Here is a 21102-nt window from a genome sequence, read left to right on the forward strand (position 1 = left end):
AGATTATCTCTCCAACGATGGAGTTTTATGCGTTAATGGCTCAGCAAATCGGAGGTGCATAACCTAGATTAAATTGTAAATACTACTTTCGCGTAAATAAACTGCAGTAAACCTCTTAAAAGGAGCAATTTCATGTCGACTACCGCTCATCACAGCAGGTTTGTCCGCTTTTTGCCGGGGCGTATTCGCCTGGAATTTGCAGGTCTGCTGCACAGCAAACAGGCAGAACTATCTTTACGTCGGGAGCTGGCGCTCCTGGCAGGTGTTACTAGAGCCGAAGCATCCTCGATCACCGGCCGAATTCTCATTGTATATGACGAACGGCAAACTTCCGGGCGTCAGCTTCTGCATCAGCTGGAGCTGCTGGAAAGCAAATACACCGGTCATGGTCAAGAAGAAAAAAACGTCGAAGCATGTCAGGATACGCCTGTACATATAACTGCAGAGCAGGAAGCATTCCCCGAAGTGTGCGCCTCGTCGGAAACGCCGAAGCTGCCGCTGCAGCCTTCAGTGCAAGCAGGTTCTTTTCAGGATTTAAGAACTGTGCCGGAAGCGCTGAGGACAATACCGGATCCGGTCTTTCCGCGATCCGCTTCACCGCCAGGCGTTCCCCTTCCACTTGCAATTGCAATGGGCGGACTTCTGGCGCTTGGAACCAAACAGTTGATTTTCGGCAAGTCAGCACTCGCACAAAACCCGGTACCTTTCTACATGTCCGGGGTGGTCGCCGCCGTTACAGGTTACCCTTTCCTTCGGAGGGGTTTTACTCGTCTCACAGAGCAGAGGAAGCTCAGCCCCGATCTGATCCTGGGCACCGCTGCGTTAGGGCTTGCACTAGTCAGGGAGAATCTTGTCGTATTGGGAGCTTTAAGCATTATGCAATACGTGAATTGGAAACGCAGCCGGATCGGACTGACCGATGCCGATACTCAGCTGCTTTCTCCTGAAATTCAAGCCTATAGCGAACGTGCCGGCCGCTGGGGCGTGGCGGCCGCAGCGGCCACCTGGCTGTTCACCCGCAGTCCCCTGCGGGCCATTGCGGTCTTGCTTGCCGCCAATCCACGGCCGGCGACGATTCCGGTTAAGACGGCGTGGCAGCAGGCGGAGCTTTATTCCAAGGAAGCTGAGCCGAATCTTCCCCAAGGAGCTTCGTTAGCGCATTTGGCCCAAACCGGAACGCTGCTGCTGGAAGACTCGTCCTTGCTTATGCAGACGAATATTCAGGAGACAGAATGTGTGTCCCACGAGGAAGACCCGGACAAGATCATTTGTCTGGCAGCAGGATTGATGAAAAAAACCAAGCATCCGTGGAAAGAGGAAGTGCTGCAGAAAGCAGAGCTAACGTGCCGCACGTTACGCTCGGCCTTCCACGTCGCCGAGGAAGAGGACGGAATTACCGGTCTCATCAGCAATACGTCTTATTGCATCGGCAATCTCGCGTATTGCAAACGGCACGGAATTTCGTTCGAGCGGTATTACCTTGAAGCTAAACGGATCGAAAACAAAGGTTACGATGTGCTGTACCTGGCTAAGCAAATCGGCGGCAATTGGGTAAGCCAAGGGTTGATCTATCGCGGACAGCAGCTCAAGTCGGACCGAAGAGAACTGCTCGCGCGAGCGCGGCAGCAGGGCCTCAAGACCGCCGTGCTGGAGGATAGCTCCGGCATCGGCCGGGAAGCGCTAGCCCGGCTCGGCCTCAACACGGATTGGCTGGATACTCATATCACTGAAGCGGCGGAACGTATCGCAAAGCTTCATGAACAAGGAAACCGTGTCCTCCTGGTGAGCGAGTCTTCCGGTGAGTACAGCCGCTATTTATTGGAAGCCGGCGTCGCGGGCGTCACGTTCGACCAGCTAGGGCAGGTACTCGATGCCAAACAGTCCGCTCAAAAGATGGAGAGCACTATAAATGAGCATTTCCAAATTACTAAGAAATGGAACCTATTCGGATCGCTGCTTGCCGCCTTTGGCGTGCTAAGCGCCCCGATTGTGAATTTAGCCAGCGACTCCCTGTCACTGATCTTTCTTTCCCGTTCACAAAAGCTGGCCCAGCAGGCATTTCCTGCAGACGTAGCCTTTGACGCCCGAGCCCAAAACGAGGTGGCCGCGACAGCAGAAGCCGCCATGTGGCACGGTTTGCCATGGGAATCAGTCACGCAGCAGCTTCAGGTTAATGTGCAGCGCGGCTTAACAGCGGCTCAAGTGAACGAGGCGCGCGGCCGATACGGAATGAATCGGCTGGCCGAAAAGGAGCATACACCCTGGATCGTCTCCTATGCCGGCCAGTTCAAAGAATTTACGACGCTGATTTTGCTTGGCACCTCGGTGATTGCCTTGTTTACGGGCGGACTGTTTGACGGTCTTGCCATGGGAACCATTCTACTTGCAAACGCAGCGATTGGCACGTTCCAGGAGCGAAAAGCCGAGCGGATTGTTGAAAGCTTGAATCAGTTTCAGCCTCCAGCCAGCAAGGTCATCCGCGACGGCATGGAACAAAACATTAGTGCAATCGACCTTGTACCGGGCGACATCGTGTGCCTTGAGCCGGGCGACCGGGTCCCTGCGGATATCCGCCTAATTCGCGCGTGGAATCTGGAAGTGAACGAATCGGCCTTAACCGGCGAGTCGGTCCCCGTTGCCAAGAAAGAGACCGAGGCCGCAGGAGATTGTCCGCTTTCGGAGCGCAGCTGCATGCTGTATATGGGTACGGATATCTCCCGAGGAAAAGCCTTGGGTGTGGTCGTGCAAACCGGCATGAATACGGAATTCGGGCATATGATGTCACTGCTCAAAACCAATGAGAAGACGGTCACACCGCTTCAGGAAAAGACAACTTCCATCAGTAAAAAATTTATTAAATGGGCATTTATCGCCGGAAGTATCGTATTTGTTTCCGGGCTTCTTCGAGGCGTTCCGTTTACTCAGTTAGTGAGTACTTCAGTCACGTTGATTGCTTCGGCCATTCCTGAGGGGCTCCCGGTTACGATTACAATCGCGCTGAGCGCGGGCATCTACCGGATGTCCAAGAAAAATGCCCTAGTCCGCAAGCTGTCGGCATTGGAGACACTGGGCCATGCGACCATTATCTGTACGGATAAAACAGGCACGCTGACCAGAAATGAAATGACGGTCCAAGAGGTCGCCACCATCGGCCGCGCCTGGGAAGTATCCGGCATCGGGTACCGCCCGAATGGCGGTTTCCGGGAAAAGAACCGGGCAGATCATGGCTCCGGCTTGCCGGATTCCAAAGCACATGAAAACTCCGTCACGCAGCCGGAACTCCAGCGAATCCTGCAGATTGCCTGCTTGTGCAATAACAGCAAATTGGTAAATGAAGGGGACTCCTGGTCGATGCAAGGAGATCCGACCGAGGGTGCTCTGCTGACGATGGCCTATAAAGGCGGGGTCAAGCCGAAACAGTTGACCCATTGGCAACGCGGCGCTGAGGTCCCTTTTGACTCCGGCATAGGAAAAATGAGCGTGGTATGCAAGGATACCTCGTCCGGGCATAATTGTTACATTTTCTCAAAGGGCTCCGTAGAATCAATTCTCAGCCGCTGCAGCAAGTATCAGCAGAATGGCGAAGTGTACCCGATCACCGAGCAGGTTCAAGCGGATATCCTGAAGCAAAGCGAACGGCTCGCCTCCAGCGCGCTCCGTGTGCTCGGCTTCTCTTACCGTCCTCTGCAAACGGACGAGCATGACCAGCAGGCAGATCTCGACGAGCGGGATATGATCTACGTAGGCATGGTCGGCATGATTGATCCGCCGAAGGCCGATGTGCGAAAAAGCATCGAAGAGGCGATTTCCCTCGGCGTTAGGCCTGTTATGATTACCGGGGATCATCCGATCACGGCCATCACTATCGCTGAGCAAATTGGAATTACGGGCGGCAGCCTGCCGGGTCAAGTACTCACGGGTCATGAACTTGACCGCATGAGCGATGAGGAACTCGAGCAGTCTGTCGACCGGGTGTCCATCTTTGCCCGAATGACGCCTGAGCATAAGCTGCGCATCGTCAGCATGCTGCGCAAAAAAGGGCATATCGTCGCCATGACTGGGGATGGGGTGAATGACAGTCCCGCGATCAAGCGGGCTGACGTCGGAATCGCGATGGGTCGAGCCGGGACGGAGGTCAGCAAAGCCACTGCCGATATCATACTGAAAGAAGACCACTTCGGCTCCATCGTAGACGGAGTCAAGGAAGGCCGTACAATTATCGGCAATATCCGCAAAGCGCTTGGCTGTCTGCTGACCGGCAATCTCGCGGAAATTCTCGTCACGAGCGTCGCGGTTATTGCCGGTATGCCGATTCCGCTCGTGCCTATTCAAATTTTGCTCATGAATATGCTGACGGACGCGCTGCCGGCTATGATTCTGGCCGTCAACCCAGGCAGCAAGGCTAAGCAGACGAAGCGGACGAATATCGTGGACAAGTCGCTGTATCGCAAGGTAATTACGCGCGGAGTGCTGCTTGGCGCCGGTTCGCTCGCTCTGTTCAGTCTGGTTCTTGCCTCCGGGCAGCCAGTGGCTGTGGCGCAAAGCGTCGCTTTTGCGACTCTGGTGGCAGGCCAGTTGATCCAGACGTTCAGCTGGCGTCAGGAAGACACCGAACAAACAGTGGGCGATTGGAGTAAAGACCGCTTCCTCGTAGGCGCGTTGAGCATTTCCTGGCTCGCCCTTCTGGGCGCTCTCTATGTGCCTCCACTCAACCAGTTTTTCCATACTGCACCAATCGCTCTGCATCACTGGGGCCCAATTCTGCTCGTCGCAGGTTCTATTTCTTGGGTCTCCAAGCCGATCCTCTCCTTACTCGAAAGAATGGGCGGGAAGACGGACAAGGCGGCCCTCTCCTATTCCGCAGCCTAGCTGCGGGATAGGCTTTTCAAATCAATTCAAGGAGGTTACCCGCACATGCTCGGGAGAAATACAGAAAAGCTAATCGTTGGCACTGCACTTGCTTTTGCGGCCTCTACGCTTTGGCCGATTGTAAAGAATACCTTGAAGCCACTCGCAGAAACCGGGATGGAAGGCGCCGCAAGTTTGACAGACCGTATTCAATACGCCCTGCAGGTAGCTCGCGACGAAATCGAAGACATTGTCGCTGAAGCCCAATTCGAACGGCTGAGAAAGCAACTCGATCATGACATTTCCACAGAAGCCACTTTAACTGATGAAACTGGAGGCACACTGCATGCAAAATCAAACGATTGATCATCATCTTCAGGAAGCGCTTGCGCATTTGGAGCAAGCCATCAATCTAAGCATACATACCGTGATGGAAAATCAAGCCTCCAGCAAGGAGATCGGCAGCAAGTGGGAGCAATTTTTAGGGGAATTTTACGGTATGGTTAAGGACAAGGGTAAAAAGACACGGATAAACCTGCTCAGTTGGATCTCTTTCGCCAAAATCCGCTGATTCCGCGATAAGCCTCCAGAATAATGGGGACGCTTTGTCCTGGGCAAGTCCGTCCGGGCAGCGTCCGAAGGAGGTCTATTCCCTGAAAACTTTTGATCGTTGGAAGCTGGATAAGCTGGTTTCAAGTCCGAAGCAAATGCTAAGCTTGCCTGGCGACCTGTATCGAGAAAAAATGGTGTCTTTATCAGACAATTCCTCCTCTAAAAAAACTTCCATCTCTCCTTTTTCTGAGCCTTAATCTCCTCAATCATTTCAGCACATTCCGTTGATATCCTCTCTAAGAAATCATCTCATCCAGTACATGTTCCAATGAATCCCTCACATTTCATTCAAATATGTAACAAAATATAACGTACGCATCAGAAAACCTCCACCTTCTATACTCCCAAGGAAAACAGATCGCGTCTAACTTGTGAATCTTTCTTACATCTTCAAGAATCGTTCAGTCTCACTGAAAACATATAAACTCTTATATTTTCCAAAAATCCCCGTCCTTTATGCAGATTGAATAATTCGCCTATTCAGTTTTGTGAAGTTTGAATAATGAATAATTAAAATTTTCGCCTTATACTTATGTCAACTAGAAAGGTTATCTTCCTATACATGTTAATATTACTAACACATAAGAAAGGTTGATATGGATGGAGTCAACAAAATTTTCCCCGTCTCTCAGCAATTCAGATTTATTACCGGTTAAAAAGGAAGAAAGAAACTGGAAGGCATTTAACTTTGCTTCCATCTGGATGGGGTGCATTCATAATATCCCGACTTATGCGACAGTTGGCGGACTCGTAGCTATCGGCATGTCTCCTTGGCAGGTTTTGGCGGTGATCCTGGTCGCTTCGCTGATTCTATACGCAGCGCTTTCGTAAAATGGACATGCGGGCGCAAAATACGCCATTCCGTTTCCGGTATTTATTCGTTCGTCATTTGGTGTCCTCGGAGCGAATATCCCTGCTCTCCTTCGCGGTTTTGTTGCCATTATGTGGTTTGGAATTCAAGCCTTTGCCGGAAGCACCGCACTCAACATCCTAATGTTAAATATCTGGGATGGTTGGGGAACCCTGGGAGGAGACTGGAACCTGCTTGGCCTTCACTTGCCCGGACTGCTGTCTTTCCTTCTATTCTGGGGGTTGAATGTTCTGGTCTTGCATCATGGAATGGAGTCGATCAAAAAGTTCGAGGTTTGGGCAGGACCTTTAGTGTATGTAGTCTTTGGCGGCATGGTTTGGTGGGCGATTGATATCGCTGGCGGCCTGGGACCCATCTATGCCCAGGCCAGTAAGTTTCAAACCTTCGGCGAACTTTTTTGGGTGTTTGTAGCATCTGTAACCGGGATCATCGGCATTTGGGCGACCCTGATCTTAAATATTCCCGATTTTACCCGTTTTGCAAAATCCCAGAAAGAACAAATCAAGGGACAATTTTTGGGATTGCCGGGTACCTTCATTTTATTCGCTTTTGCGAGCATTACCGTTACCTCCGGTTCTCAGGTTGCTTTCGGCGAACCGATTTGGGATGTTGTGGAAATCCTTAAATATTTCGATCATCCATTTATTATCGCTCTTTCCGTAGTTACGCTCTGTATGGCATCGGTTTCCGTTAATGTGGCTGCCAATATTGTGTCGCCCGCTTACGATTTAGCCAATCTGTTCCCGAAATGGATCACCTTCAAGCGCGGGGGATATATAGCGGCTTTCCTGTCTTTATTGACTGTTCCTTGGAAAATGATGGAGCAATCGACCAGCATCTTTGCCTTCCTGGGCACGATTGGCGGAGCGCTCGGACCTGTAGCGGGGGTCATGTTTGCCGATTACTTCATCATCCGGAAGCGAACTTTGGCGGTAGAAGATCTATACAAGCTAAATGGACAATATACGTATTATAAAGGATATAACTACCGTGCATTCGCGGCAACCGCCATTGGTGCACTGGTATCTCTGATCGGGCAATTTGTTCCCTCGTTGAAATTTTTATACGACATTTCCTGGTTTGTAGGGGTTCTAATTGCTTTTGTTGTGTATATTGCCCTGATGAGATTGCATCCGCCAGCTATGACGGCGATTAAGGATAGCAAATAGTCCTTCAGTGAAAATTCGGTTTGAGGTGATAAGAATTGAAGGCTTATGATATGGTCGTTAAAGGAGGGCGCGTCGTCTTGGAAGACGACGTGAAACTCCTTGATATCGGTATTCGTAACGGGGTTATTGTAGAACTAAGCGAAAATATAGACAAGGGCGCAGGAGAGAGTGTAATCGACGCTTCAGGCCTGACGGTCATGCCGGGCATGATCGATATTCACGTTCATTTTGATGAGCCGAACCGCGCGGATTGGGAAGGTTTTCAGAATGGATCAAGGCTGATGGCGGCAGGGGGGATTACCACCTATTTTGATATGCCGCTAAATGGCAATCCTCCTACTACGAGCGTTGCCACGCTTATTGAAAAACAAGCGTTAGCGGACTGCAATTCTTATGTAGATTATGCCCTGTGGGGCGGTTTAGTCCCGGGAAACCTGGATGAACTGGAAGGAATGGCCGAGCAGGGAGCCATTGGCTTCAAGGCGTTTATGTCCTCCGCCGGCTCCGAGTTCGGACGAGTGGATGAAATGACCCTTTACCGGGGGATGGAGAAAATAGCCAAGCTGAATAAAGTTCTGGCGCTTCATGCCGAAAGTGAACCGATCATTAAGGAGCTGACCCGGGAAAAATGCTCAAACGGACGAGTATCGGTCCGCGATTATGACGAATCCCGACCTCCGCTGGCGGAGATGGAAGCAGTCAGCCGCGCCTTGCTGTATGCTGAAGAAACCGGATGTGCGCTTCATTTTGTTCATATCAGCCATCCGAAAACAGTGGAATTGATCGAACGCGCGAAGCAAAGCGGATCGAATGTGACGCTTGAAACCTGTCCCCATTACCTGTTGTTCACGGACGATGATTTTGAACGAATCGGCCCATCCGCCAAATGCGCTCCGCCGCTTCGGAACGACCAGGCCAAAGAACAATTGTGGGAGAAGCTCAAGAGTGGAGAGATCGATATGATTTCCTCGGATCACTCTCCTTGTCCTGCCTTTATGAAATTTAATAATCCGAATAATATGTTTGAAGTGTGGGGCGGCATTTCAGGAGGCCAGTTCTCTCTGGAGGCGATGGTGACCGAAGCTCATATGAACAGGAATATGCCGCTGCAGCAGCTTGCCAGATATCTTTCTACGAATCCGGCGAAGCGGTTTGGCTTATATCCGCGTAAAGGAGCCATCTCCTGCGGCTTCGACTCCGATTTGGTCCTTTTAGATATGAATCTGGAACGCACAGTAGAAAAGGAAGAGCTGCTTTCCAAACACCCGCACAGCCTTTACGAAGGGCATACACTGAAATGTGCCGTGCAAATGACCCTAAACCGGGGAAAAGTGGTTTACGACCGCAAGCATGGCATTCAAGAAGAATGCTGCGGTCAAAACCTTCGGTAGCCGTTGGTCTCTCGCCGGGATAACCTTCGGCAAAGCCTGGCTTTTGCTGATACTTCCGTTTCGTAACAGGAAAAGAGGCCGTCCCTAGTCTTTGATGACTGTTGGGACGGCCCCTATCTCTTATAAATCAAGGCCCGATACTTGGCGCCAAACCGCCAGAACTGATATAATTTGAATGATTGTGCGAAAATTTTGAATAACCGCCCTATACTCTTAAGCTTTGGAGGCATTTTCGTTGATATTACATAAAGGCGAGACCCTATTTCGGCAAGGAGAATCGGGACCGCTTTATCATCTTAAGAGCGGCATGCTGAAAATCAACCGTGTTCATCAGGACGGTTCCCAGATTTTGGTCAATGTTATTGTGCCGAATGAAACTTTTCCCCATCACTCCCTGATCAGCCCGAACCCTTATTACGGGACGGCAGTTGCACTGGTTACTTCTGAAATTGATATTCTCCCCGAAGAGGAATGGTACCGGGAGCTGGAGAAGAACCCGGAACGATATCGATTCATCGCAAAATTGCTGCAGGACAAGCTGCGCATGATGCAGCAGCGGATTGACCAGTTAACCGAAATTACACCTGCCGATAGACTGCGCAAGCTTCAGGCCTGGTTTGATTCTTACATCTCCCCGACTGCCTTGAAGGATATACTGACACAAGATGAAATCGGACAATTCATCGGGCTTCGGCGGGAAACCATTAACCGGCTGCTTCGCAGCCAGTCCAGGACAGGTGGTCATTCGAAAGATTGACTAGAGATGTTAGCTGCATACCGCTCATCCGGTATTTTAGTTAGCACAACATACAAACTGGATGGGGACTCCTCTTTGCTTCGGTATGAAAAGACTTCATCCCCGGCAATATGAACAGCGTCCCCTTTTGACACGGGAGTTTCCTCCCCGTTGCTCGTGACCGTTCCGCTTCCTTCTATCACCAATATATAGACATGGGCGCCGGGATGATTATGAGCCGGCAATTCCGTTCCGGGCCCAAAATTCAAAACAAATAAGGCATGGTCTTCTCCTTTAAAAACAACCCGTTTTGTAAATTTGCCCTGCTGAAACTCTTGAAGCTCTTCAAGGCTTTTCTTCTCCATACAACACATCCCTTTCTTTTTCAAAATTCGATATGCACTTCGTCATGCTCTACCCTTATAGGATAAACAGCCACTTCCCCTTGGTCTGGTGCCTGAACCATCCCTGTCGTTAAATCGATCTTCCAGTCATATAAAGGATCATACAGATAATGGCCGGATATAATACCCTCCGCCAGCGGCCCTCCTTTGGGATGGGGGCTTGAATTGTCCACCGCGTAGAAAGAATCGTCCGAGGTCCGAAAAACGGCGACTTCCTTCCCCTCTATAACAACAACCCGCCCAATTTGCGGTAAAAAGTTGTTTATATGTCCCATGTTTACCGTCTGTGTTCTACCCATTTTGTTTCCCCCCATCGTATCCTGGTTCATTGTTACGGGCTCAGCCATTTTCGGTTGGATTCAAGCTGCTGAACAGCAATTCCCGAGTCCTGGAATCTTGCAAAGTTTTCTTCCACGGATCTTCAACATACTGCAGGGCAAGCTCCACTCTTTCTACCAGCGCTTTGCGGTTCTCTACATCTTCAACAACGGTGCTTCGGATTTGTTCAAGTCCCATTCGCTCTACCCATTCAGACGTTCTTTCGAGATAATTGCCCGTTTCCCGGTAGTGCTGGATGACGGCACCGCAAATTTCGATCAACTCTTCATCTGTCTTCACTTTGCACAGCGAATCGGCAAGACGCGCCTTAATGCCTCCATTGCCGCCGATAAATATCTCCCATCCGCCATCGTTGCCCACAATGCCGATATCCTTGGTGCAGGATTCCGCACAGTTCCGCGGGCAGCCATTAACCGCCATTTTGAATTTGGCCGGAAAATCAAGCCGCTCGAATTTCCGCTCCAGCATTGCCCCCATGCTCATGGAGTCCTGTGTGCCAAACCGGCAGAACTGGGAACCGACGCAGGTTTTGACCGTGCGCAGCGATTTGGCATAAGCATAGCCTGACGGCATATCCAGCTCTTCCCATACTTTCGGCAAATCTTGTTTTTTGACACCGATCAAATCCAGGCGCTGGCCCCCGGTGACCTTGACCGCCTTCACCTCATATTTCAAGGAAACCTCAGCGATTTTCTTCAAATCTTCGGGAGTCGTAACTCCTCCGTACATCCGTGGAACAACCGTATAGGTTCCGTCCTTCTGGATGTTCGCGTTCATCCGTTCATTGACAAAGCGCGAAGCCTTGTCATCCTGATGCGTATCCGGATAGATCATCCCCAAATAATAGTTCAGGGCCGGCCGGCATTTGGAGCAGCCTTCCTCCTGGCTCCATCCCAGCACGTGCATGATTTCATTGGCGGTCGTGAGCCCTTTGGCCCGAATCTCCGCCACGATCTCATCCCGGCTGAGTACGGTGCAGCCGCAAATTCCTTGTTTGCCAGTCTGCTCAAACCCGTCGCCAAGCACATACTGGAGAATCTGCTCGACGACCGGCTTGCAGCCGCCGCAGGAACGGGTGGCTCCCGTCTTGGCCTTGATTTCATCCACCGTAGTTAGGCCCTGCTTCGTTATGGCCTCCACAATGGCCTTTTTGGTTACTCCGTTGCAGCCGCAGACGATTTCTTCATCCGCCATCGTTTCGACGGAAGACCGTTTTTTATCCCCGCCGCCGCAGCCTGCCCCGGTAAGCTCCGCATACAGCTCCTCGGTCATTTCGGCATTTTGCTTCACCAGCTTTTGCAGCTGGGCCGAACCCATGATATCCCCAAAAAGAACGGCGCCGACCAGCCTACCATCACGCAGCAGCAATTTCTTGTAGGTTCGCTTCCAGTCATCTTTCATGGCAATGACGGTATGCTCGGGCCCATCGATAAATTCCCCCGCTGAAAATACATCCACACCCGAAATTTTCAATTTCGTTGAGACGACAGAACCTTCATAGGGAGCCGTCTCCACACCGCTGATCCGTTTGGCAAGCACCATTCCCTGCTCAAACAGCGGCGCAACAAGTCCGTAACATACTCCGCGGTGTTCCGTGCACTCGCCAACCGAAAAAATGCCTTCTATTGAAGTCTCCATAAAATCATTAACAACGATGCCGCGGTTGACAGTTAATCCGCTAGCTTTGGCCACCTCGATATTTGGCTTGATCCCTACCGCCATCACGACAAAATCCGCTTCCAGTGTGCTTCCATCTGCAAATCTAAGGCCGCTGACCCGTTCCTCTCCAAGCAGTTCCGTCGTCTTTGCTCCCATCATGAACTTGATGCCCTGTCTTTCCAGCTCGGTCGTCAGCATTTGCGCGGCCTGATGATCCAACTGACGCTCCATCAGATCCTCCATCAAATGAACAACGGTCACATCCATGCCGAGTCCAACCAGTCCCTTTGCCGCTTCAAGCCCAAGCAGGCCGCCGCCAATGACGGCCGCTTTGCTGTATGCTTTGGCCGCTTCCATCATTTGCTCGCAGTCCAATATATCCCGAAAACCTGCGACACCCGCTTTATCGCTGCCCGGAACCGGCAAAATAAATGGAGTGGAGCCGGTGGCAATAATCACTTTATCGTAAGGAAAACGCTGACCTTTCGCGGTTACGATCTCCTTATTATCCGGATCAATACGCTCCACGGTCGCTGAGGTATGAAGGGTAATTCCTTGCTCCGCATACCAGTTCAGATCATTAAGTATGATGTCGTTTATCGTCTTGCTGCCTTCCAGCACATAGGAGAGCATAATGCGGTTATAGTTGGGATGAGGTTCACTGCCAAATACGGTAATGTCAAAACGATCGGTAAGCTTTAATATTTGTTCCACCGTACCGATGCCCGCCATCCCGTTGCCGATCACGACTAACTTTTCCTTGGATAAATTCATTTTGAATTTGCCTCCCGTCTGACCAAATAAATCTTGTAATATGTGAAAAAAATCACCTATGTGCGTAATAAGAGTCTCGGCTGATTATGATTCAGATTTACATCACAAGCTCATTCTCTTTCTTTGTTTAAATTTTACTGATAAACAAGCAAGTGCCGAGTGAGTGTAATCACATTAAATTTGAACAATTTCCGAGATAACATCAACATCAATCCCTCATGCATGCTCTATATTAATAAAACCAAATTTCTGTACCTTACAAATTGTGAACAAAATAGACCAATTTAGGAATCAAGATGTCTTATTTGCTTGTCCAAACTTTTCCTGCCCACTCAATAGTGCTATAATGTTGTCGACAGGAATGTAACGAATGCATACATACTTTTATCTACATCGCGACCTGCATTCGCGATAATTCCTAATCTAGTATGTGAAGGAGATCACAAACATGGGAAAAGTGGATGGAAAAGTAGCATTGGTAACTGGCGGCGGTCAAGGCATTGGCCGTGCAATCGCTTTGCGTTTGAGTCAAGACGGATTTGCCGTAGCAGTCGCTGACCTTAATCAGGATACTGCAAACTCGGTTGCTGAAGAAATCAAAGCAGCAGGCGGACGTGCTATCGCTCTGAAGGTAAACGTATCGGATCGAGACCAGGTCTTCGCTGCTGTTAATGAAACCGTTGAGAAACTGGGCGGATTTGATGTCATCGTCAACAATGCGGGTATTGCTCCTGCTAAAATACTTGAGGAAGTTACGGCAGCCGACATTGAAAAAGTGTTTAACATTAATGTAAACAGCGTGATTTGGGGCACCCAGGCAGCAACGTCGAAGCTTAAAGAGCTGGGTCATGGAGGCAAGATCATCAACGCATGTTCGCAAGCCGGTCATGTCGGCAACGCTAACCTTTCCGTTTACTCTGCGAGCAAATTTGCGGTTCGCTCCTTAACACAAACTGCGGCTCAAGAGCTGGCTAAATACGGCATTACCGTTAACGCTTATTGCCCTGGTATCGTGCAAACTCCGATGTGGAGCGGAATTGACAAAGATATTACTTCTGCTAAGGGCAAAAAACAAGGAGATGCTACCGAAGAATTCGGCAGCAAAATTACACTCGGCCGTCTCTCGACGCCTGAAGACGTGTCCGCTTTCGTTTCCTACCTGGCAGGCCCTGATTCCGATTACATGACTGGACAATCTCCGCTGATCGACGGCGGCATGATGTTCCTGTAAGAAGAAGCAGCCAAATTCATGGCTAGGCAGAACTTATCCTTACTTGTACAAAAAGATAGCTGCCTTTAATGCAGATTTTAAAAAAGTAAACATCGGGCCGGTCAAGAGTTCATTCTTGGCCGGCCTGTTTGCTTTTGTTAATCCACTACTAACGCGGCCCTGGGCCGCTTTTTTGCGTTTCTGTATTTTGCTGCGTTAAGGTTAAGACAAGAACTTCGAAAGGAGACAAGCGATGACCTTTTCCGTCGGCATTATCGGCACCGGATTTGGCGCACAGGTCCATGTCCCAATCCTGCAGCGGCATCCGGACTATTCCGTTATGGCTATCAGCAGCATGCGTCCCGGGAGAGCTGAAGCCGAAGCCCAAAAATACGGCATCCCTTCGGCTTATTCAAATTGGCGGCAGATGCTCCGGGATACCCTCTTGGATCTTGTAGTTATCGCAACATCCCCCGATCATCATCATGAAATGGCGGCGGCCTCGCTGCAGGCAGGCATCCCCGTCCTGTGCGAAAAGCCGCCCGCGCTGAATGCTGCCGAAATGGAGACTCTGCGAAACGTATCTGCTCAGGCCGGGCTGGTGGCCGCCTTCAACTTCGAATGGCGCTACCTCCCCGAGCGTCAGAAAATCGGCAGCATCCTTGGCAGCGGACAGCTCGGAACGATCTTTCATGTCCATTGGTCAGAAGCCTGGCCGCTTTGGCCCCGTATCAGGGACGAGGAAAATTCATGGCAATGGCAAAAGCATAAAGGCGGAGGCATGCTGGGAGCCGTGGGCTCGCACATGATCGATGCCCTGCTCCACTGGTTTGGGCCTTTCGCAAACATTCATGGCTTCACCACCAACCATGTTGAACAGCGCAAGGGACCTCACGGCATGGAGCCCAGTACAGCGGATGATTCCTTTTTTCTTCATGGCACATTTAAAAAGGGGGCGAGCTTTTCCCTTCAATTTATAACGGCTGCAGTCGTGCGAAAATCCGTGCTGGAGATCTTCGGATCAGAGGGCACCTTAAGTTTGGAGGGCAGCGAGCTGCGGTGTGCTCTTCAGCCCAATAAGGAATTCACGGCTATCCAATATGACAAGCCCATGGACTCATCTTCTTTTCCACGTTCCATTCAGCCCTATATTCATGCCCAGTGGATGCTGTACAATGATTTGGCTAAGGCGCTTGCCGGAAGGCTCCCTCCTTCCCTTCCCATTGTGGCGGATGCGCTGAGAGTACAGGAGGCCATGGATTTAATGCGATAAGCTGCCTTTGTCTACGACAGCCCGTCCGAATTTTGCAGCACGATTCTCCAGGCCGTCCGGATCGCAAATCGTTACACCGCTTTGGTCCCAATACGGATTCTCGGACGGCACCGACTTATATCCCATTGCCGTGAGACGGCTCACGATATGCTTCATTGTTTCCTTCCTCCTTTAGGTTCAATTGAACGCAGCATAGGAAAAATTTCCCTCTGCTGCGTTTTTCCTCACTATGCCTATAATAGCAAATCCTCCAATGTAAATTTTATGTATTTAAATGTAAGCTCATGGAAATAATTGATTCGAAGTGCAGTAAGCGAATGGAGGATGATCTGATGGCTATGTTTCGGAAGCGCAGCAAGAAATCAACCCAATACTCATCTGAACAAAGCCGTGAAACCAAGGATTCAGGCTCACAACCTCTTGAAGCAAGTCTGCAAAAAAATATCCAGCGAATTAAAGAAACCCTTGGAAACAGCGGAGATTTGATCATTCGCGAGATTCAGATCGGAGAAGAAAAGGGAATCAAAGCCGGGCTTTTCTATATCGATGGATTGACAGATATAAAGTCCATTCAGGACTTCATTATAGAACCTCTTATGCTGGAGACCCGGAAAACTCCGCTCAAGGAGAAACTCTCATCCGGGCAAGACACCTTGCGTATCATTAAAGATTTTTGCCTTCCATCAGGAGATGTCAAAGAGGAAGCCGATTTTGAAACTCTGATGACCTCCCTTTTATCGGGACGCGCTCTTCTTTTGGTAGAGGGACAGGCACAGGGAATTACGATTGGCCTGTACGAATGGGAAGATCGCGGGGTAATGGAGCCAACCTCCCAAACGGTGATCCGGGGACCGAGGGAAGGTTTTTCCGAAACATTACGTACGAATACTGCGCTCATCCGCCGAAAGATCAAAGATCCCCATCTTTGGATGGAAAGCCGAAGAATAGGGAAGTTCACCAAAACGGATATAGCGATCATGTATATCAAGGGCATCGCAAATGACAAGTTGGTGGAAGAAGTGCGAGCCAGACTCGATCGAATCCAGATCGACGGGATATTGGAAAGCGGTTATATCGAAGAGCTCATTCAGGATAACACGTTTTCCCCTTTTCCTACGGTATACAATTCAGAACGTCCGGATGTGATTGCCGCCGGACTTCTGGAGGGCCGAATTGCAATTCTCGTGGACGGTACGCCGTTTGTTCTTCTGGTCCCGGCCCTCTTCACACAGTTCTATCAATCTGCCGAAGATTACTATCAACGCGCCGATATTGGAACCATCCTTCGTGTTCTGCGATATATCGGTTTATTTATCGCCTTATTGGGCCCTTCGCTCTATGTCGCCATTACTACATTCCATCAGGAGATGCTGCCCACGCCTCTGCTGATCAGTCTGGCGGCTCAACGGGAAGGAGTTCCCTTTCCCGCCTTTATTGAAGCATTCATGATGGAAGTAACCTTTGAAATTCTGCGTGAAGCGGGAGTCCGAATGCCGAAGTCAGGGGGACAAGCGATATCCATTGTCGGAGCGCTGGTCATTGGGCAAGCAGCCGTTGAGGCGGGGATCGTGTCGGCCGCGATGGTGATAGTCGTATCGATTACAGCCATATCCAGCTTTTTATTTCCTTCCGTTAATATGGCTATTCCCGTAAGAATATTACGGTTTGCGCTGATGGTGCTCGCCGCTTCGTTCGGCTTGTTCGGAATAACGGTAGGGCTGATCGCGCTTGTGCTCCACCTGTGCAGTTTGCGCTCCTTCGGTATTCCTTATATGAGTCCTATTGCTCCGCTGATCCCTTCGGATCAGAAAGATACACTGCTTCGTCTCCCTCAATGGGGACTAATCACCAGACCCCGGTTGATCAGTCAGAGCAACGTAGTGCGTGAGCATAATCTCAAGCCCTTGGACCCCAAGTCGCAAAATCAGCAAGAGAAAAATCAAAAACAAGATCAAAAACAAGATCAAAAACAAGATCAGAATCAAGAGCAGAATCAGCAGAATCAAGAGCAAAAACAGTAGCGAAAGTCAAATTTCTGGCCGTGGATTGATACAGAAAGGAATGCATCCCATGAAACGAAAATTCATCCTTCCCGGAATCGTTATTGTCTTGTCTATCTTGGTTACCGGTTGTTGGAATCGCCGGGAATTGAACGATATTGCGATCGAGGTGGCCATCGGAATCGATAAATCGGGAGATCAATATCGGGTCACCTCTCAAGTGGTCGACCCCGGAGAAGTGGCCGCGAAGAAGGGCGGTGATCGTACGCCGGTCATTACTTTCCATGCTACAGCCGACAGCTTATTTGAATCAAGGCGGAAAATGACAACCTTGAGCTCCCGGAAAATCTATGCCGCTCATGTTCGCATCGTTGTCATCGGCGAGGAATTGGCCCGGGAAGGAATCAGGGGAATTTTGGATTATCTGGCGCGGGATCATGAACACAGGCCGGATTTTTTCCTTGTTGTCGCGAAGGGAACAAGCGCTGAAAACGTACTGAAGATCATAACGCCCCTTGAGAAAATACCGGCTAATAAGCTGTATTCATCCCTTCAAACGTCCGAGAGAGCCTGGGCGCCTACGACAAGCGTAACCCTGGATGAACTCATATCCGACATTGTGAGCAAAGGAAAACAGCCTGTGCTGACCGGACTTGAGGTGAAAGGGGAACAGGAAGCAGGCGAAAGCAAGGAAAATGCGCAAAAGATTGATACTCCCACTCAATTGAAATTTTCCGGTATCGGTGTGTTTAAGGATGATAAGCTGATCGGCTGGTTGAACGAGCCGGAAAGCAAAGGATACAACTATCTTATCAATAATGTAAAAAGTACGGTAGGACATATTTCATGTCCCGACGGCGGCAAGATTGTGCTCGAGGCGATTCGTTCGAAAACGAAAGTGAAAGCAAACGTCAAAAACGGGGAACCGGGGATCGACATTCGTATAAAAATGGAAGTAAATGTAGGCGAAGTACAGTGCGGGATTGATCTCATGAAGCCCGACACGATCGCTGAGTTGGAAAAGAAATCGGAGCAGAGAGTGATATCCATCGTTCAGCAGTCGATTCATAAAGCCCAAAAAGAATACGGCGTCGATATTTTTGGATTCGGTGAAGCGATGCATCGTTCACATCCCAAATATTGGAAGGAGGTCGAAGAGAACTGGGACCGGGAATTCGCCGATCTTCCCGTACAAGTGAAGGCAGATGTAAAAGTGCGGCGTTTAGGTTCAGTTGGCGAATCTTTCCTGAAGAAAGAAAAGGAGTAAATTTCAATGGGAAGCATCGTATGGATTACTGCCGCTGTCGTTGTGATCATGATCATCGAGGTTCCCCCTCTCCTTAACAACGGAATGAAAAAAGAACTTTGGGTGTTCGGGATTCTTCTTCTCTTGGCAGCAGGGCTAAGCATAGCTGAAGGATTGCAGCTTGGTATCCCTAACCCCTTGGACGGAATCGCCGTGATCTTCAAACCGTTTCGTGATTTATTATTCGGTCTGCTCAAGTAGAAAGGAAGAGAAACCATGCAGGAGATCGGGAAAATCGGGGTACGGCAATGGATGATCCTCGTCATTCTATATATGATTGGCACAACTATGCTGATTATCCCTTCAAGCCTTGCTACCGAAACCAAACAGGATGCCTGGCTGCCGGCGCTAATCGGCATTGTGGCAGGGCTGCTGCCGGTAGGGTTATACAGCTCCATTGAACACCTCTATCCCCGAATGACCTTGATGGAAATGAATGAAAAGGTATTGGGGAAAGGACTCGGGAAAGCAGTGTCCCTTTTGTTCGCAGTCTGGGCATTGATTGCTTCTTCCCAGGTTTTGTATTATGTCGGCGATTTCATGAACACGCATATTATGCCGGAAACGCCGATCCAGGCGTTCCATATTATTTTTATGCTTGTAGTTATCATGGGAGTGCGTCTCGGACTGCAAACGCTCGCGCGTTCTGCGGAATTTTTTTTCCCATGGTTCATTGCCCTTTATCTTGGATTGCTCCTGTTCATTTCTCCTAAAATCAAGCTGGATAACATTCAACCCGTGTTTGAGACGGAACTAAAACCCGTCATACGGGCTGCGTTGTTTTTTTTAAGCTTCACTTCGCTGACACTGATCGTTCTGTTAGTGCTTTTTCCGAGCTATATCAATAAACCCGGAGAAGCACGCAAAGCATTTTTTTGGGGGAGTCTCATTAGCGGGGTGATGATTATGGTCATTGTCGCGACTAATATTCTGGTTCTCGGTTCCGATCTGACCGCAAGAAGCGTATACCCAAGCTATGCTTTAATTAAAAAAATAAGCGTCGGCAATTTTCTGCAACGAATCGAGGCCGTTATGGCAGGATTGTGGTTTATTACGCTCTACTACAAAATAGCCCTTTATTTTTACGCTGCCGCTTTAGGGCTTGCGCAAACGTTCAGCTTGAAGGATTATAGGCCGCTGACCTTGCCTTTGGGCATGATCGCGATTGTACTGTCGCTTATCGTTTATCCAAATGTTCCTTATCTGAAACAATGGAATACGGAATTCTGGCTCCCCTTAATATTAACGATCGGGCTGATCTACCCCCTCATCTTGCTCGGGGTGGGCGCATGCCGCAAAAAGCTGTCCGGAAAGGGATGAAACGAATGACGAAAAACGAAAAAATAACCCCCTTCCAATTGTTTTCTCTCATCATGCTTTTCGAGTTAGGCACATCGATCATGGTCCCCTTGGGGGTTGACGCCAAACAAGATGCGTGGATGACTATCCTGATCGGCATGGCCTGCGGGATATTGATGTTCAGCATATATGCCTACCTTTTCAACCGTTATCCTAAATTATTGCTCACCGGCTACATGAGCGTCATTTTTGGAAAAGTTCTCGGATTCATTCTGGGAATCGCGTACGTACTCTTTTTTATCTATGGAGCTGCGCGGGATTTAAGAGACGGCTTGGAGTTGCTGGCGCTATTTTACGATGTGACCCCTATTTTTGTGCTTGGGATCTTAATGATTGGGGCCGTCGGCTATGCTTTGTTTATGGGCATTGAAACGTTGGGGCGAACGGGGGAAATTTACTTCATCGCGCTGTTTCTTTCAGGAATAACATGGCTTCTGCTGCTGCTCTTCTCCCCGGATACCGTGAAGATCAATCAGGTGATGCCGATATTGGAAAATGGATGGATGCCTGTATTCAAAACGGTTTATGAGCAAACCGCCATGTTTCCTTTTGGGGAAATGATCTGTTTTTCGTTCGTCCTTCCCTTTTTGAACAACGCTAAAACAGGCTATAAAGTTGGATTGACAGCGATCCTGGCGAGTGGAATTATCATCGCCCTGGTCGTCTTTCTTGAAATATCCGTGCTTGGCGTAAGCAAGCTGCAGATGTCCACATTCCCCTTATTATCCATGACCCAGCGGATTCGGGTCGGGGATTTTATACAGCGGCTCGACGCAATTGCCGTAGCCGGTGTCATTGTTAATGATTTCTTTAAGGTAGCTATCTTCAGCTATGCGGCCTTAAGCGGTTCTTCAGACTTGTTTAAGGTTTCGAAAAATAAACTGGTTATTCCAATCGTATTGATCGCTCTACTGGCTTCCCTATTCATTGCCCGCAATGTTGTAGCCCATTTCGAACAAGGGAAATTTGCGCTAACGAATATTTTCCCTATATTTGCGGTGGCCATCCCGTTCTTGCTGATGATGACCGATCTCATTCGGAAAGGTCTCGGCTATGACAAGCAGCGTCAGCGCTGAAACTGGCGATAAATCAGCATTGGGGGAAGCATCCTTTCCGTCCCTCTTTTCACGGTAGAATCGGCGGAACCGGGT

The 21102-nt window shown here is 49.6% G+C and carries 16 protein-coding genes and 1 pseudogene; 13 read left to right on the forward strand and 4 right to left on the reverse strand.

The genetic code is table 11. The features are described from left to right. Window positions 1–132: 132 nt before the first annotated feature. The 6 genes and pseudogenes from K7397_RS06715 (at window position 133) to K7397_RS06740 (ending at window position 9648) form a co-directional block, all read left to right on the forward strand. Window positions 133–4869, forward strand: a complete 4737-nt coding sequence (locus K7397_RS06715; protein ID WP_223067178.1) for an HAD-IC family P-type ATPase — start codon at window positions 133–135, stop codon at window positions 4867–4869. A 45-nt stretch (window positions 4870–4914) separates the two neighbouring features. Beyond that, window positions 4915–5214, forward strand: coding sequence for a DUF5132 domain-containing protein (locus K7397_RS06720; protein ID WP_223067179.1), 300 nt, complete (start codon window positions 4915–4917; stop codon window positions 5212–5214). After that, complete coding sequence (locus tag K7397_RS06725; protein ID WP_223067180.1) at window positions 5195–5419, forward strand: hypothetical protein; 225 nt, start codon at window positions 5195–5197, stop codon at window positions 5417–5419. Before K7397_RS06720 ends, K7397_RS06725 begins: the two co-directional genes overlap by 20 nt. Before the next feature lie 641 nt (window positions 5420–6060). Then, window positions 6061–7500: pseudogene (locus tag K7397_RS06730) on the forward strand (NCS1 family nucleobase:cation symporter-1). 50 nt (window positions 7501–7550) lie between these two features. Then, window positions 7551–8891, forward strand: a complete 1341-nt coding sequence (locus K7397_RS06735) for an allantoinase (protein WP_223067251.1) — start codon at window positions 7551–7553, stop codon at window positions 8889–8891. A 235-nt stretch (window positions 8892–9126) separates the two neighbouring features. After that, window positions 9127–9648 carry a Crp/Fnr family transcriptional regulator gene (locus K7397_RS06740; RefSeq protein ID WP_223067181.1) on the forward strand — a complete coding sequence of 174 codons (522 nt, stop codon included), beginning with the start codon at window positions 9127–9129 and terminating at the stop codon, window positions 9646–9648. Here the strand turns inward: K7397_RS06740 and K7397_RS06745 are convergent. From K7397_RS06745 to nirB, 3 genes are read right to left on the reverse strand one after another with little or no spacing between them, the layout of a single operon-like run. Next, window positions 9633–9992: a cupin domain-containing protein gene (locus tag K7397_RS06745; protein WP_223067182.1), complete on the reverse strand. Its 360-nt coding sequence runs from the start codon at window positions 9990–9992 to the stop codon at window positions 9633–9635. The genes K7397_RS06740 and K7397_RS06745 overlap by 16 nt on opposite strands. A 20-nt stretch (window positions 9993–10012) precedes the next feature. Continuing rightward, entirely contained in the window at window positions 10013–10330 is a 318-nt protein-coding gene (nirD, locus tag K7397_RS06750; RefSeq protein ID WP_223067183.1) for a nitrite reductase small subunit NirD, read from the reverse strand. A 40-nt stretch (window positions 10331–10370) separates the two neighbouring features. Next, window positions 10371–12803, reverse strand: a complete 2433-nt coding sequence (nirB, locus tag K7397_RS06755) for a nitrite reductase large subunit NirB (RefSeq protein ID WP_223067184.1) — start codon at window positions 12801–12803, stop codon at window positions 10371–10373. Window positions 12804–13251: 448 nt separating this feature from the next. Here nirB and K7397_RS06760 point away from each other — a divergent pair, with 448 nt between their 5' ends. Next, entirely contained in the window at window positions 13252–14034 is a 783-nt protein-coding gene (locus K7397_RS06760) for a (S)-acetoin forming diacetyl reductase (RefSeq protein ID WP_223067185.1), read from the forward strand. A gap of 232 nt (window positions 14035–14266) precedes the next feature. Beyond that, window positions 14267–15286, forward strand: a complete 1020-nt coding sequence (locus K7397_RS06765; RefSeq protein ID WP_223067186.1) for a Gfo/Idh/MocA family protein — start codon at window positions 14267–14269, stop codon at window positions 15284–15286. On the opposite strand, the gene K7397_RS06770 is transcribed toward K7397_RS06765, so the two are convergent. Next, entirely contained in the window at window positions 15275–15442 is a 168-nt protein-coding gene (locus tag K7397_RS06770; RefSeq protein WP_223067187.1) for a hypothetical protein, read from the reverse strand. The genes K7397_RS06765 and K7397_RS06770 overlap by 12 nt on opposite strands. A 176-nt stretch (window positions 15443–15618) precedes the next feature. Here K7397_RS06770 and K7397_RS06775 point away from each other — a divergent pair, with 176 nt between their 5' ends. From K7397_RS06775 to K7397_RS06795, 5 genes are read left to right on the forward strand one after another with little or no spacing between them, the layout of a single operon-like run. Further along, entirely contained in the window at window positions 15619–17307 is a 1689-nt protein-coding gene (locus K7397_RS06775) for a spore germination protein (protein ID WP_223067188.1), read from the forward strand. A 49-nt stretch (window positions 17308–17356) separates the two neighbouring features. Continuing rightward, a complete protein-coding gene (locus tag K7397_RS06780) occupies window positions 17357–18553 on the forward strand; it encodes a Ger(x)C family spore germination protein (RefSeq protein WP_223067189.1) in 1197 nt (398 codons plus the stop codon). Window positions 18554–18559: 6 nt separating this feature from the next. Continuing rightward, window positions 18560–18793 carry a hypothetical protein gene (locus K7397_RS06785; protein WP_223067190.1) on the forward strand — a complete coding sequence of 78 codons (234 nt, stop codon included), beginning with the start codon at window positions 18560–18562 and terminating at the stop codon, window positions 18791–18793. 15 nt (window positions 18794–18808) lie between these two features. Then, entirely contained in the window at window positions 18809–19912 is a 1104-nt protein-coding gene (locus K7397_RS06790; RefSeq protein WP_223067191.1) for a GerAB/ArcD/ProY family transporter, read from the forward strand. Between the two features lie 5 nt (window positions 19913–19917). Further along, complete coding sequence (locus K7397_RS06795) at window positions 19918–21027, forward strand: GerAB/ArcD/ProY family transporter (RefSeq protein ID WP_223067192.1); 1110 nt, start codon at window positions 19918–19920, stop codon at window positions 21025–21027. Window positions 21028–21102 lie beyond the last annotated feature (75 nt).

Source organism: Paenibacillus caui (assembly GCF_019904135.1).
GTDB classification, from domain to species: Bacteria; Bacillota; Bacilli; order Paenibacillales; family Paenibacillaceae; genus Fontibacillus; species Fontibacillus caui.